Genomic DNA, 14474 nt, shown 5'->3' on the forward strand with positions numbered 1-14474 from the left:
CACTAGGTTGCGGCAAAGATGCCTCAGCGCGCCGGAAATCGCCATTAGCGGGTGGTGAGCGACTCCACACCGCAGATTTTGTAACAAAAAGCGGCCGGGCGTTGAGATACTCTCAAATCAGCCTGATTCGCGCATACGCGCCCTTACGAATCCGGCCACATGTGGTCACCGCGTTCCCCTGGTATCAATAACCCTCCAGAGATCAAGGAGGGTGGAACTCGAGTCCATGCTTCCCAGCTTTCGTTTCTTGTTCACTGCGATCGTTCTGTCGATGTCGATCCTGGTCTTTGGGCTTGGCGCCGCCGCCCTGCTGCGTGCCGCGCATGAGGAATTCGCCAACCTTCCCTCGCGACGGGCGACGCCCGAGCCGATGTTTGCACGCCAGAATGACGGCCCGCCGCCGACGCTGGCGCTATTGCGCATCGATCCGCCGGTCGCGGAGAAGCCGGCGGAGAATGTCCCGGCCGCCGCAGTTCCGGAAGCAACCCCTGACATCCCCGCGCCGACCGGACAAGGCCCGGACGCCCCTCCGGCGGAGCCCGAGAAACTGGCCGCCGTGAGGCCGGCAGAGCCGGTGCAGGTAGAAGCGGCAAAGCCGGAAGCCCCGGCGGAGGAGGCAGGCCCAGAGACACCGGCCGCTCCGGCCCCTGCGGCCGAAACCGTAGCGCCCGTCGCCACTGCGGAAGTAAAGCTCGCCGCCATCCCGGAAACGCCGGAGCCGGCCGCTGCCACCCCGCCTCCGCCGGCGCCGGATATCTATTCATTCGAAGGCAACGTCGCCGCGACGCAGATTGCAACGCTCGGCGGTCCCGCTGTCATCGTCGACGAAAAGACGGCGGCCATGGCCACGGAAGCCAAAGCAACGGGAGCCAAGGCGACGGAAGCGAAGCCGGACAACAGCGCCGTCAAAAAGCGTGCCGCGGAGCGGGTGCGGGAACGGCGGCGGATCGCGGTGCGGCGGGCGCACCTGGCACGAGAGGCGGCGCTGGCGGCTCAGCAGCAACTGGCCAATCCATTCGCGCAACTGACAGTCACGCGCACAACGCGGTAGCTTCTGGATTGGGATCAGACCGGGCCGGTCGCGACGCGGCGGGCCGTCGGCTGCGCCCCACTCCGTCCATGAGCCGTCATACAGCGCCGGGTTCTCGACGCCGAGGCGATAGAGCACCAGCGTCAGCACGGCGGCGCTGACGCCGGAGCCGCAACTGGTCACGATGGGCACATCGAGCTTCACGCCCGCGCCGAGAAATGCGGTGCGCAATTCGTCCAGCGATTTCATCGTGCCGGTACTGGCATCGAACAGGTTGTTGTAGGGCAGGCTGAGACTGCCCGGGATATGCCCGGAGCGAAGGCCCGGCCGCGGCTCGGCCACCTTGCCCTGATAGCGTTCGTTGGCGCGGGCGTCGATCACCTGCTCGGCGCGGCTTGAGAGATTGGCGACGAGCTGCTGCATGCTGCGCGTGCGCCGCGCATCGAATGTCGCGCGGAACGTGGCCGGCTTCGGCGTCACCTCACCCTTCTCGACCTTGCGGCCTTCGGCAACCCACTTCTTCAGGCCGCCATTGAGCACGCGCACGTCCTTGCCGAATGACAGGAACATCCACCACACCCGGGGTGCAGCGACCCAGCCGCCGGAATCGTAGAGCACGACGGTGTCGTCATTGCCGATCCCGAGCCCGCCGACATCGCGGCCGAATTGATCGGCGGAGGGAAACATGTGCGGCAGCGGATTGGAATGATCCGACACCGCGTCGACGTCGAAGAACACCGCGCCCGGAATATGGGAAGCGAGATAATCGTCTTTCGGCAGCGGCAGCACGCCCGGCATCTTGAACGAGGCGTCGATCACCCTGACGTTGGGATCGTTCAGGTGCGCGGCGAGCCAGTCGGTGGAAACGAGTGGGTCGTTGGTGGCGGTCATGGATACAGTCTCCGGCAATTGCGCAGATCGTCATTGCCGGGCTTGACCCGGCAATCCATCTTCTTTCGGAAAGATTCATCTTCTGGGATGGACACGCGGGTCAAGCCCGCGTGTGACGAGTCTTCACCCCTTCTTCTTCGGCTCCCACTTCTCGACCGGGCCGCCGGCGTCGCGCCAGGCGGCGAAGCCGCCGCCCATATGAGCGACCGGCTTCAGACCCATGTCCTGCGCGGTCTTGGCCGCGAGCGCCGAACGCAGTCCGCCGGCGCAATGGAAGATGAATTTCTTGTCCTCCTGGAAGATCGGCTTGGCGTAGGGGCTTTGCGGGTCGATCCAGAATTCCAGCATGCCGCGCGTGCACGAGAACGCGCCGGGGATCTTGCCCTCGCGCTCGATCTCGCGGGGATCGCGGATATCGACAATCACGACATTGGGATCCTGCGCGGCCTTGATGGCGTCAGCCGCGCTGACGGTCTCGATCGCGGCATTGGCTTCGTCGATCAGGGATTTGATGCCGCGGTGAATGGTCTGGGGCATTGTGTTTCCTCTTTGTGTTTGTGCCGGCCCTCACGGGATTACGTACCCCGGACGCAGCGCAGCGCGTCAGCGGTGCGCTGCAGAGCCGGGGCCCATCGACCGGCCGCGACGTGGGTCCCGGCTCTGCGGTGCATCGTGAAGAACGCTGCACCGCGTCCGGGACACCCGTTACCGCACCAGTTCCTTCATTGCGCCTTCGAGGCCTTCGATCGTGATCGGGTACATGCGCTCCGAAAACAGCCGGCGGATGATGGTGGTGGATTCCGAATAGTCCCAATGCTTCTGCGCCACCGGATTGAGCCACACCGCATGCGGATAGGTGCGCGTGATGCGATCGAGCCAGACCGAGCCGGCCTCCTCGTTGACATGCTCGACCGAGCCGCCCGGCACCATGATCTCGTAAGGCGACATCGAGGCGTCGCCGACGAACACCACCTTGTAGTCGTGCGGGTATTTGTGCAACACGTCCCAGGTCGGCGTGCGGTCGGTGAAGCGGCGCTTGTTCTGCTTCCAGACGCCCTCATAGAGGCAGTTGTGGAAGTAGAAATACTCCATGTGCTTGAATTCGGACTTCGCCGCCGAAAACAGCTCCTCGACCTGCTCGATATGCGAATCCATCGAGCCGCCGATATCGAAGAACACCAAGACCTTCACCGCGTTGCGCCGCTCGGGGCGCATGTGGACGTCAAGATAGCCGTGGTTGGCGGTTTCCCTGATCGTGGTGTCGAGGTCGAGTTCGTCCGGCGCGCCGGTGCGGGCGAATTTTCGCAGGCGGCGCAGCGCGATCTTGATGTTGCGGATGCCGAGCTCGACATTGCCGTCGAGATCCCTGAACTCGCGCTTGTCCCATACCTTGACGGCGCGATTGTTGCGGCTCTTCTCCTGCCCGATCCGCACGCCTTCGGGATTGTAGCCGTGGGCACCAAACGGCGAGGTGCCGGCGGTGCCGATCCACTTGTTGCCGCCCTGATGGCGACCCTTCTGTTCTTCAAGGCGCTTGCGAAGCGTCTCCATGAGCTTGTCCCAGCCCATCGCCTCGATCTGCTTCTTCTCTTCCTCGGTGAGGTATTTTTCCGCGAGCTTCTTCAGCCATTCGGCGGGAATGTCCGCCTTCTCCATGGCGTCCAGCAGGCTTTCCAGCCCCTTGAACACGGTGCCGAAGACGCGGTCGAACTTGTCGAGGTTGCGCTCATCCTTCACCAGCGCGGCGCGGGAGAGGTAGTAGAAATTCTCGACCGTCTGATCGGCGAGGTTGGCGTCGAGCGCCTCCATCAGCGTCAGATATTCGCGCAGGGTCACCGGGACCTGCGCGTCGCGCAGCGATGTGAAGAATTGCAGGAACATGGGATACAGATTGCCCGCCGGACCGCGCACGTCAAGAGCCAGCGCACGTCACGGGCTGGCGCATGGCAGTCAGGCCTAGACCGGGAGGCTTTTTCAATTACAATTGAGCCATAAAAGGCTTATTCCGGCAGGGGAAATTCAATGGGCATCATTGCGGCGCTGATCATTGGCGGTATCGCGGGCTGGCTTGCCGGGCTGATCGTCCGCGGCGCAGGGTTCGGGCTGATCGGCAATATCGTGATCGGCATCATCGGCGCGCTGCTGGCGAGCTGGCTGTTGCCGCAACTGGGCGTCAGCCTCGGCGGCACCTGGGTCCGCGATATCATCAACGCCACCATCGGCGCCGTGATCATCCTGGTGATCCTGTCGCTGATCAAACGCTGAGGATTAAGCGCCTCAACTCCAATCGCGACCGCCGGACCGGCGGTCGTTTACTGTTCAGGCCGCGAGCGGCCCACGAACGAACCACAAGGCAAACGGATAGATGAAATTTACCGGTAAGGACTATGTCGCCACCGATGACCTCAAGGTCGCCGTCAACGCCTCGATCGTGCTCGAGCGCCCGCTGCTGATCAAGGGCGAGCCCGGCACCGGCAAGACCGTGCTGGCGGAGGAAGTGGCCAAGGCGCTCGGCGCGCCGCTTTTGACCTGGCACATCAAGTCGACCACCAAGGCGCAGCAGGGCCTGTACGAGTACGATGCGGTGTCGCGGCTGCGCGACAGCCAGCTCGGCGACTCCAGGGTTTCGGATATCTCGAACTACATCAAGCGCGGCAAGCTCTGGGAAGCCTTCACCCACGACAAGCGCCCGGTGCTCCTGATCGACGAGATCGACAAGGCCGACATCGAGTTTCCGAACGACCTGTTGCTGGAACTCGATCGCATGGAGTTCTTCGTCTACGAGACCGGCGAGAACATCAAGGCGAGCCTGCGCCCGATCGTGATGATCACCTCGAACAACGAGAAGGAACTGCCGGACGCGTTCCTGCGCCGCTGCTTCTTCCACTACATCAAGTTCCCGGACGCCGACACCATGAGCCGGATCGTCGACGTGCACTTCCCCGGCATCAAGAAGCGGCTGGTGGAAGAAGCGCTGCGCATCTTCTTCGAGGTGCGCGAAGTGCCGGGCCTGAAGAAGAAGCCCTCGACCTCGGAACTGCTCGACTGGCTCAAGCTCTTGCTCAACGAGGACATCACACCGGAGATGCTGAGGGAGCGCGACCCGCGCAAGCTGATCCCGCCGCTGCACGGCGCGCTGCTCAAGAACGAACAGGACGTGCACCTGTTCGAGCGGCTCGCCTTCCTCAGCCGCCGCGAAGTGTAATTGGCTGACGACTACGGCGCCAGAACCTGAGGTTCTGGCGTTTTGCTTTTCAGAACACAACAAACAAAAAAGAACAGGGAAGATGAACGTTCAGACCCAGATCCACGCAACTTCGCCCCGCACATCAGAGCATTTCGACGTCCTGATCGCCGGCGCCGGCATTTCGGGCGTTGGCGCCGCCTACCACCTCACCACGCAATGCCCGGGAACGAGCTTCGTCGCGCTGGAGGCGCAGAAAACGTTCGGCGGCACCTGGACCACCCACCGCTATCCCGGCATCCGCTCCGACAGCGACCTGCACACCTTCGGCTACCGCTTCAAGCCGTGGACGACAGCGCCGATCGCGAGCGCCGCCGAAATCCTGAAATACATGGGCGACGTGATCGAGGAGAACGATCTCGCGCCTCACATCCGCTACCAGCACACCATCACCGCGGCGAAATGGTCGAGCGAGGAAAATCTCTGGACCATCGAGGCTATCAGAACCGACACCGGCGAAGAACTTCGCTTCACCACCAACTTCTTCTGGATGTGCCAGGGCTATTACCGCCACACCGAGGGCTATACGCCGGAGTGGAAGGACATGACCAAGTTCAAGGGTCCGATCGTCCATCCGCAAAAATGGCCTGAAGATCTCGACTACAGGAACAAGCGCGTGATCGTGATCGGCTCCGGCGCCACCGCGGCGACGCTGATCCCGGCCTTGGCAGGCGATTGCGCGCATGTCACCATGCTGCAGCGTTCGCCGACGTATTTCCGCACCGGGCGCAACGCGATCGAAATCGCCGAGCAACTGCGCCAGTTGCAGGTCGACGAGAAATGGATCCACGAAATCACGCGGCGAAAGATCCTGTTCGACCAGGACGCCTTCACCCGCAAGACCTTTGAGGAGCCGGAAGCAGCCAAGAAGGATTTGCTTTCGGCGGTCGAGGCCTATCTCGGCAAAGACTACGACATCGCGACCCACTTCACGCCAAGATACCGCCCGTGGCGGCAGCGCATCGCCTTCATTCCCGACGGTGACTTGTTCCAGGGCATCAAGTCCGGCAAGGCTTCCGTCGTCACCGACGAGATCGACCGTTTCACCGAAAGGGGCATTTTGCTGAAGTCAGGCAAGGAGCTGGAGGCCGACATCATCATCACGGCGACCGGCTTCAACCTCTCCGCCAATGGCGACATCGATTTCGCCGTTGACGGCAAGCCGCTCGATTTCGCCGACACCGTGACCTATCGCGGCATGATGTTTACCGGCGTGCCGAACCTCGTCTGGGTATTCGGCTATTTCCGCGCCAGTTGGACGTTGCGCGTCGACCTCGTCGCCGACTTCGTCTGCCGGCTGCTCACGCACATGAAGCAGAGCGGCGCCAAGAAGGTCACACCGCAGCTCCGACCCGAAGACCACAACATGCCATTGTTGCCCTGGATCGATCCGGAAAACTTCAATCCCGGCTACATGATGCGCGGCATGCACCTGTTGCCCAAGCGCGGCGAGAAGCCGGAATGGCAGCACAACCAGGATTACTGGGCGGAGAAGGACGAATTCCCGGCGATCGATCTGAAGGACAAGGCGTTCGTTTACGGCTGAGGCCGCGCCTGACGCCGAGTGACGGTAACTCCCGTCACTCGGCGAACTTCAGGCGGGATGCGCTTCGATCAGGTTGAAGCGGCCGGCCGGATAAACCGCGGCCAGATCGAAGCCGCTTTGGTCGAACAATTTGCGGTACTGTCCCTCGGTGCGCTCGAGCCCGCCGGGCCCGCGAAGCATGTTCAGATCGCTCAACGCCTGCTCCCTGTCCTCGTCCGCCATGGTTGGCGTCTCCGGCATTAGCCGTTCCACCAGAAGCAGCTTGCCTTCGTCGGAGAGCGCCTTGCGACAGTTTTGCAGGATCGTGACACTGCGCGCATCATCCCAGTCGTGAATAATGCTCTTGAGGATGATCGCATCAGCGATCGCCGGCACGGCCTTGAAGAAATCGCCGGCCACAAATTCCACGCGGTCATCGACACCGATCTGCCTGAGATGTTTGCTCGCGGCCTCGGCACATCTGGGAAGGTCGAAAACGGTTCCGCGCAGTTTCCGGTTTTGCTGCGCGATGACGCCAAGCAATTCGCCAGACCCGCCGCCTACGTCCATCAGGTGATGTATCCCGCTGAAATCATAGGACTGAAGGACATTCGGTGTGACAAGACGGGTAAGCTCCACCATCGCCGCGTTGAACGTGTCCACAATCTCCGGCGTCCGGCCCATCAGCTCGAAGCTGTTATCGACGCCTTGCAGTTGCGCTGCGGTCTTGCCGGTCATGACGGATTCAAGCATTCCGCTCCAGGCTTTTGAAAGCAGTTCGGTCTCAAGGATTGCCCAGCTCTTCATCGAATGCTTTGCAGAGCTATCGAGGCAGGCACCCATGTCCGTCAACGCATAGCGATCTTCGCCGCTACGCAAACAGATGCCCAGGGTGGAGAGCGCCGTGAGCAGGCGGCCAAGCGCCCGTTCATCTGCGCCGGTTGCCTTGGCGAGCGCGCCTGTCGCCTGCGGTCCGTCCCGCAGCAATTCGGCGAGCCCAAGTCTGGCGGCGACATAGATCACTGCTGTCACACGTTGCGACTGTATCAAGTCGAAAAGCCTGAGGGCCGATACTTGAGATGACATCGCGCCTCCTTTTGCCTGTTGCGAATTCCGAATTTGATCTCCCTGCGGGCCTGCCGAGCGCTGCTCGGAACTGGATTGGCGCCGCGGCTTTCGCCGGCCATTGCCAGTGGCGAGGCGGCAGTTATTCGCTCCGGCGACGCCCGCAAGCATGCCCTTCGGAGTTGCGAGCTTGCCCCGCGATCAGGATGACGGCTAACCGGAATCGGCGAAATGAGGTAGTTCACAAAGCTTTTGTATACTGAGATGGTAGTTAGATGGTATTTAGATACGTATAATTGACGCATTTGCCACGGCTTCGCAATTTCTGTATACATTCTGCACTCACCAAGGAGTGCAGCCGTGCCGTCCTCGTTTCCGCTCAATGCCTGGTACGCCGCCGCCTGGGATGTCGATCTCAAGCACGCGCTGTTTCCGCGCACGATCTGCGGCAAGCATGTCGTGATGTACCGCCAGTCCAACGGGCGGGTGTGCGCGCTGGAGGATGCCTGCTGGCACCGGCTGGTGCCGCTGTCGAAGGGACGGCTCGATGACGACACCGTCGTCTGCGGCTATCACGGGCTTAAATTCAATGCGCAGGGCCGCTGCACCTACATGCCATCGCAGGATACCATCAACCCGTCGGCCTGCGTGCGCTCCTATCCCGTGGTCGAACGGCATCGTTTCATCTGGCTGTGGATGGGCGATCCAGCGCTGGCCGATCCCGCGCTGGTGCCCGATATGCACTGGAACGACGATCCGGCCTGGGCCGGCGACGGCAAGACCATTCATGTGAAGTGCGACTACCGCCTCGTGGTCGACAATTTGATGGACCTGACCCACGAGGCTTTCGTGCACGGATCCAGCATCGGCAATGACCATGTCGCCGAAGCCCCGTTCGACGTCACCCATGGCGACAAGACCGTGACGGTGACGCGCTGGATGAAGGGCATCGACGCGCCGCCGTTCTGGGCGGCGCAGTTGCAGAAGCCGGGCCTGGTCGACCGCTGGCAGATCATAAACTTCCAGGCGCCCGGCACTGTAAATATCGACGTCGGCGTCGCGCCTGCCGGCACCGGCGCGCCGGAGGGCGACCGCTCGCACGGCGTCAACGGTTTTGTGCTCAACACCATGACGCCGGAGACCGACACCACGTGTCACTATTTCTGGGCATTCGTCCGCAATTACCGGACCACCGAGCAGAAGCTGACCACCGAAATCCGCGAGGGCGTTGCCGGCATCTTCCACGAGGATGAAATCATTCTCGAAGCGCAGCAGCGCGCCATGAACGAGAATCCGGACCGCACCTTCTACAACCTCAACATCGATGCGGGTGCGATGTGGGCGCGGCGCGTGATCGACCGCATGGTCGCGCGCGAGACCGCGCCGCAAAACGTGCAAGCTGCGGAGTGAGGTCATGAGCGAAGCGGAGTAAGAACATGAGCGAACGCGACGCCGAGCGCTCCGTCTCGCAAACCGTGCGCGCGCAACTCGCGTTGCGCGACATGATCCTCTCGAGCCGGCTGCGCCCGGGCGAACGCATCTCCGAGCTGCAGGCGGTCGATATTACGGGCGTCTCGCGAACGCCGGTGCGGCTGGCGCTGGTGCGGCTGGAGGACGAAGGCCTGTTGCAGGCGATCCCTTCTGGCGGCTTCATGGTGAAGGCGTTTACCGAGCGCGACATTCTGGATTCGATCGAGCTGCGTGGCACACTGGAGGGCCTCGCCGCGCGCTTTGCGGCTGAGCGGGGCGTCAGCGCGCGCAGCCTCGAGCCGCTGAAGGAATGCCTCGCCGACCTCGATCAACTGGTGCGGCAGGACCCGATCTCGGTCGAAGCCTTTTCCGCCTATGTGACCATGAACGCGCGCTTTCACGCGCTGCTCAATGAACTCTCCGCGAGCGCGCCGGTGATCCGGGAGATCGACCGCGTCTCGGCATTGCCGTTTGCTTCCCCCAGCGCGTTCGTGATGGCGCAGTCGGCGCTGCCGGAGGCGCATCAGATTTTGTTGATCGGGCAGGATCATCACCGCATCGTCGTCGACGCCATCGAGAACCGCGAGGGCGCGCGGGCCGAGGCCGTGATGCGCGAGCATTCGCGTCTCGCCGCGCGCAATTTGCGGCTCGCGATTCGAAACCGCACGCATCTCGAACTGATGCCTGCGCTCGCTTTGCTCAAATCGTCAGCCGAATAGGAGGGCGCCCATGCGTTTTGCCGAGCAATGGAGCTGGTGCACCGTCGAAACTGTGCGCGACGTGACGCCCACGATCCGCGAATTCAGACTGCGCCCCGAGAACGGCCGCGTGCCGCCCTACCCGGCCGGCAGCCACATCGGCGTTACCGTGCTGATCGACGGACAGCCGGCGCGACGCTCCTATTCGCTGGTGGAGAACAGTGATCCCAACACCTATCGCATCGCGGTGCGGCTCGCGCCGGACAGCCGCGGCGGCTCGCGCGGCATGTGGAGCTTGACGCCGGGCGCGCGGATCGAGACGTCAACTCCGGCCTCCCTGCTCCAAATCGACTGGACCAGAAAGAATTATTGCCTGATTGCGGGCGGCATCGGCATCACGCCGATAACAGGTATCGCAGCCGCCCTGCGCCGCAGGAATATCCACGCTCCCCTGCACTACGCCGTCAGATCACGCACCGATGCCGCCTTCCTCGACGAACTCTCGGCGCTGCTCGGCGATCTCTTGATCGTGCACGCCTCCGATGAAGGCGCGCGGCTCGATCTCGAAACCACCTTCCGCGCTTTGCCTGACGATGCCATCGCCTTCATGTGCGGACCGATGCGGATGCTGGAAGCCGCGCGGCGTGCCTGGAATGACGCGGGAAGAGCGCCCGCCGATCTGCGCTACGAGACCTTTGGTTCCAGCGGGCTAAAGCCTACGGCGGAATTCCGCGTGCGGCTGAAGGGTACCGACACCGAACTCGTTGTGCCGCAGAACAGCTCGATGCTGGACGCACTGAACGGTGCCGGCTTCGAAGTGATTTCGGACTGCCAGCGCGGCGAATGCGGCGTCTGCGCCATCGACGTCGTTGCCGTCGAGGGCGAGATCGACCATCGCGACGTGTTCTTCAGCGATCAGCAGAAGCAGGACAACCGCAAGATCTGCCCCTGCGTCTCGCGCGTGATCGGTGTCGTGACCATTGACACCCTGTACCGGCCGGAAGCGGCTTAGCTAAGGCGCAGTTTCGCGACGCCCATCTCTCGTCATGGCCGGGCTTGTCCCGGCCATCCACGTCTTTCTTGCTGTGTTGAAGCAAAGACGGATGCCCGGCACAAGGCCGGGCATGACGAGTTTCTATGAGGGCCAATTTCGTTCGCTGCATCACACCGTAGCCGACACCGGAAACCTCACCGCCTCCAGCGCGGTCTTGCCGCGGATCATGTCGGAGGCCTTGTCGGCAATCATCAGCGTCGAGGCGTTGAGATTGGCCGAGATCATCCGCGGCATGATCGAGGCATCGACGACGCGCAGGCCCTGCAGCCCGTGCACGCGCAACTGGTCGTCGACCACGGCCCATTTGGCATCCGCCGGGCCCATGCGGCAGGTGCAGCCGGGATGGAAGGTGGTGGTGCCGCGCTCGGTGGCGGCGGCGAGGAATTCATCGTCGCTCTGCACCTTCGGTCCCGGGAAATCCTCATAGGCGTAATAGGGCGCGAGCGGCTTGGATGCGAGCAGCCGGCGCGCCAGCTTCATGCCAGCGACGACGACGCGGCGATCGATCTCCTCGACGAGATAATTGGTCTGGATGATCGGCGGCGCGAACGGGTCGGCCGAGCGGATGCGGACATAGCCGCGGCTCTCGGGGCGCTGCTGCCATGAGGCAACCGTCATGCCGGGCTCGTCCTCGAGCTGGCCCTGCACGCCCTCCTTGTAGCTTGCCGGCGTGAAGGTGAGCTGCAGGTCGGAGCTTTCGGTGGTCTCGCCGGAGTGCCAGAAGCAATAGACCATGGTCGGCGACAGCGAGAGCAGGCCGCGCCGCGTCGTCGCCCATTTCAGCGCCTCGACCCACAGACTAAGCCCGCGGCGCATTTCATTGATGGTCCTGATGTTCTTGACGCGCGCGACCGAGCGCGGCGCGTAATGGTCCTGCAGACCCTCGCCGACGCCCGGCAGCGCGTGGCGGACCTCGATGCCGTGTGATTGCAACAATTCCGGCGAACCGACGCCGGACAATTGCAGCACCTGCGGCGAGTTGTAGGTGCCGCCGGACAGGATGACTTCCTTGCTGGCGCGCACCTCGACGGGCGCGCCGCCCTTGCCGCCTTTGAGGTAGCGCACGCCGACCGCGCGCTTGCCCTCGAAAACGAGGTTGGTGACATGCGCATGGGTGCGCACATCGACATTGCCGCGCTTCCGCGCCGGATGCAGGAACGCCTTCGCGGCGCTCATGCGCAGGCCTTTCTCGATGGTGCGCTGGCAGTAGGACACGCCCTCCTGGATCGCGCCGTTGTAATCGGGGTTGCGCGGAATCCCGAGGCTCATGGCGCCGGCCATGAACGCCTCGCACAGCGGATCCTGCCAGTCCATGGTGGTGACGGTGAGACTGCCGTCGCGCCCGCGATAGGTCTCGTCGCCCTCGCCGACCCGCCGCTCCAGCCGCTTGAAATAGGGCAGTATGTCCGGATAGCCCCAGCCACGATTGCCGAGCTGCGCCCAGGTGTCGAAATCCTGGCGCTGGCCGCGGTTGTAGATATGGCCGTTGATCGAGGACGATCCGCCCAGCGTCTTGCCGCGCGGCGCATAGATGCTGCGGCCGCCCGTCCATGGGCCCGGCTCCTGGCTGTAGGCCCAGTTGACGCTCTTCATGTGGAACGTCTTGATAAAGCCGGCCGGCAGATGAATGTAGGGGTGCCAGTCGCTCGGCCCCGCTTCCAGCACACAGACGCGGCTCGCAGGGTCTTCGCTGAGCCTGTTGGCGAGCACGCTGCCTGCGGAGCCCGCACCGATAATCACGTAATCGAACGTTTCCATCGTATCGTTTCTAGCGCGGCCTGTTCACCGCGTCTTCTCGTTGAGTTGATAGGTGAGATGCGCCTTCACGGTCGGCCATTCGCTGGCGATGATGCTGTAAACCACGGTGTCGCGCAATGTGCCGTTCGGCGCGATCTGATGGCTTCTCAGGATACCATCCTGCTTGGCGCCCAGACGCTCGATGCCGCGCCGACTCTGGTGATTGAAGAAATGCGTGCGGAACTCGACCGCAATGCAGTCGAGCGTTTCGAAAGCATGCGTCAGCAACAGCAATTTGCACTGGGTGTTGAGCGCGCTGCGCTGCACGCGTTTGGCGTACCAGGTCGAGCCGATTTCGACGCGGCGGTTGGCGGCATCGACGTTCATATAGGTCGTCATGCCCGCGACCTTGCTGTCGGCATCGTACACCGTGAACGGCAGCATCGTGCCGGCCGCGAACAGACCGAGCCGGCGGTCGATTTCCTTAGCCATGTTTTCGGCAGTCGGAATGAAGGTGTACCAGAGCTTCCACAGCTCGCCGTCGCTCACGGCTTCCACGAGTCCATCGATGTGATCGTGCGACAACGGCTCCAGCCGCGCATGCGCGCCTTGCAGGGTTACCGATTCAAGAAAGGCCATTCAGTACACTCCGTTCTCTCACCGTCATTGCGAGCGCAGCGAAGCAATCCACCTATCCGCGTGTCGCGACATGGATTGCTTCGCTGCGCTCGCAATGACGGGTGCCATCACTTGTTCAAAAAATTCAACGCCAGCCCCGGCCGCGCCCAGTCCATCGCGATCAGCTCGCCCTTGCCTGACAGCGTAATGTACGCCGTCTTCAGCTCGGGCCCGCCGAACGCGATATTGGTAGTCACGCGGTCGCCGGTCGGCACCTGCTCGACCAGCGTCCCGTCGGGCGCGATCACCGAGATGCAGCCCGAGACCAGCGTCGCGACGCAGACATTGCCGTTGGCCTCCACCGCCATCGAATCGAACATCTGGTAGCCGCCGAGTCCCGCGATCGGCTTGCCACGTTCGCCGCGATAGATCACGTCGCGCGGCTTGATGGTGCCTGGCTCCGCGATTTCATAGGCCCACAGCCGCGCCGTCGGCGTCTCCGCGACGTAGACCGTCTTCTCGTCCGGTGACAGGCCGATGCCGTTGGCGGGCAGCACACCATGCACGGCCTCGACGATCTCCTTCATATCCGGCTTGAGGTAATAGAACGCGCCGACATCCATCTCGCGGGCGCGGCGCTTGCCGAGATCCGAAAACCAGAGCCCGCCATGCTTGTCGAACACCAGATCGTTGGGCCCGCGCAGCGCGTGCTCGCCGCATTTGTCGACGACGGTCTCGACCTTGCCGCTTTGCAGGTCGACCCGCTGGATCGAGCCACCGAGATAATCATCTGACTGCGGCCCCGGCATGATGATCTTGCCGGTAGGAATCCAGCTGAAGCCGCCATTATTGCAGATGTACATCTTGCCGTCGGGCCCGAGCGCTGCGCCGTTGGGGCCGCCGGGAATTTCCGCGACCACCTCTTTTCGCCCGTCAGGATAAACCCGCGTCAGCCGCTTTCCGCGGATTTCGACCAGCACCACCGAGCCGTCGGGCATGACCACCGGCCCTTCCGGAAACTCCAGATCGGTGGCGAGAACGCGGATATCGGCCATGAATCCTCCCGGCTTTTCTTGGCGCAGGCGGATTTCCAAGCCTGTTTCCCCACGCGCAACATTTCGTGACGCGCTGTTATGGCAAAG

The 14474-nt window shown here is 62.9% G+C and carries 13 protein-coding genes and 1 pseudogene; 7 read left to right on the top strand and 7 right to left on the bottom strand.

The genetic code is table 11. The annotated features are described in order from the left end of the window. Nucleotides 1-226: 226 nt before the first annotated feature. On the top strand, nt 227-1051 hold the full coding sequence (locus V1279_RS37985; protein ID WP_442894816.1) for a hypothetical protein: 825 nt from the start codon (nt 227-229) through the stop codon (nt 1049-1051). Nucleotides 1052-1065: 14 nt separating this feature from the next. On the opposite strand, the pseudogene sseA reads toward V1279_RS37985, so the two are convergent. From sseA to V1279_RS26135, 3 genes and pseudogenes are all read right to left on the bottom strand, one after another. Continuing rightward, nucleotides 1066-1921, bottom strand: a pseudogene (sseA, locus tag V1279_RS26125) (3-mercaptopyruvate sulfurtransferase). A 123-nt stretch (nt 1922-2044) separates the two neighbouring features. Further along, entirely contained in the window at nt 2045-2458 is a 414-nt protein-coding gene (locus V1279_RS26130) for a rhodanese-like domain-containing protein (RefSeq protein WP_057836457.1), read from the bottom strand. Nucleotides 2459-2626: 168 nt separating this feature from the next. After that, nucleotides 2627-3802 (bottom strand): vWA domain-containing protein, encoded by a 1176-nt coding sequence (locus V1279_RS26135; RefSeq protein ID WP_334446574.1) that lies wholly within the window; start codon nt 3800-3802, stop codon nt 2627-2629. A gap of 141 nt (nt 3803-3943) precedes the next feature. On the opposite strand from V1279_RS26135, the gene V1279_RS26140 reads away from it, so the two are divergent. The 3 genes from V1279_RS26140 (at nt 3944) to V1279_RS26150 (ending at nt 6711) form a co-directional block, all read left to right on the top strand. Continuing rightward, nucleotides 3944-4186 (top strand): GlsB/YeaQ/YmgE family stress response membrane protein, encoded by a 243-nt coding sequence (locus tag V1279_RS26140; RefSeq protein ID WP_334441792.1) that lies wholly within the window; start codon nt 3944-3946, stop codon nt 4184-4186. A 100-nt stretch (nt 4187-4286) separates the two neighbouring features. Further along, complete coding sequence (locus tag V1279_RS26145; protein WP_334441795.1) at nt 4287-5126, top strand: AAA family ATPase; 840 nt, start codon at nt 4287-4289, stop codon at nt 5124-5126. A gap of 82 nt (nt 5127-5208) precedes the next feature. Continuing rightward, nucleotides 5209-6711 (top strand): flavin-containing monooxygenase, encoded by a 1503-nt coding sequence (locus V1279_RS26150; protein WP_334441798.1) that lies wholly within the window; start codon nt 5209-5211, stop codon nt 6709-6711. A 48-nt stretch (nt 6712-6759) separates the two neighbouring features. Here V1279_RS26150 and V1279_RS26155 read toward each other — a convergent pair whose 3' ends face one another. Beyond that, on the bottom strand, nt 6760-7926 hold the full coding sequence (locus V1279_RS26155; RefSeq protein ID WP_334441801.1) for a methyltransferase: 1167 nt from the start codon (nt 7924-7926) through the stop codon (nt 6760-6762). A gap of 189 nt (nt 7927-8115) precedes the next feature. On the opposite strand from V1279_RS26155, the gene V1279_RS26160 reads away from it, so the two are divergent. Genes V1279_RS26160 through V1279_RS26170 form a run of 3 tightly spaced genes read left to right on the top strand, consistent with a single transcriptional unit; the run spans nt 8116 to nt 10935 of the window. Further along, entirely contained in the window at nt 8116-9165 is a 1050-nt protein-coding gene (locus V1279_RS26160) for an aromatic ring-hydroxylating dioxygenase subunit alpha (RefSeq protein WP_334441804.1), read from the top strand. Between the two features lie 26 nt (nt 9166-9191). After that, complete coding sequence (locus tag V1279_RS26165; RefSeq protein ID WP_334441806.1) at nt 9192-9944, top strand: GntR family transcriptional regulator; 753 nt, start codon at nt 9192-9194, stop codon at nt 9942-9944. Nucleotides 9945-9954: 10 nt separating this feature from the next. Continuing rightward, nucleotides 9955-10935 carry a PDR/VanB family oxidoreductase gene (locus tag V1279_RS26170; RefSeq protein WP_334441809.1) on the top strand — a complete coding sequence of 327 codons (981 nt, stop codon included), beginning with the start codon at nt 9955-9957 and terminating at the stop codon, nt 10933-10935. 150 nt (nt 10936-11085) lie between these two features. Here the strand turns inward: V1279_RS26170 and V1279_RS26175 are convergent, their stop codons facing one another. The 3 genes from V1279_RS26175 to V1279_RS26185 form a co-directional block, all read right to left on the bottom strand. Next, on the bottom strand, nt 11086-12735 hold the full coding sequence (locus tag V1279_RS26175) for a GMC family oxidoreductase (RefSeq protein WP_334441812.1): 1650 nt from the start codon (nt 12733-12735) through the stop codon (nt 11086-11088). Nucleotides 12736-12759: 24 nt separating this feature from the next. Continuing rightward, the gene (locus V1279_RS26180) at nt 12760-13353 is read right to left on the bottom strand and encodes a GNAT family N-acetyltransferase (RefSeq protein WP_334441814.1); all 594 of its coding nucleotides are present in this window, start codon (nt 13351-13353) and stop codon (nt 12760-12762) included. 107 nt (nt 13354-13460) lie between these two features. After that, nucleotides 13461-14387, bottom strand: coding sequence for an SMP-30/gluconolactonase/LRE family protein (locus V1279_RS26185; RefSeq protein WP_334441816.1), 927 nt, complete (start codon nt 14385-14387; stop codon nt 13461-13463). Between the last annotated feature and the right edge of the window lie 87 nt (nt 14388-14474).

The sequence above is a fragment of the Bradyrhizobium sp. AZCC 1610 genome (assembly GCF_036924515.1).
Taxonomy (GTDB): domain Bacteria; phylum Pseudomonadota; class Alphaproteobacteria; order Rhizobiales; family Xanthobacteraceae; genus Bradyrhizobium.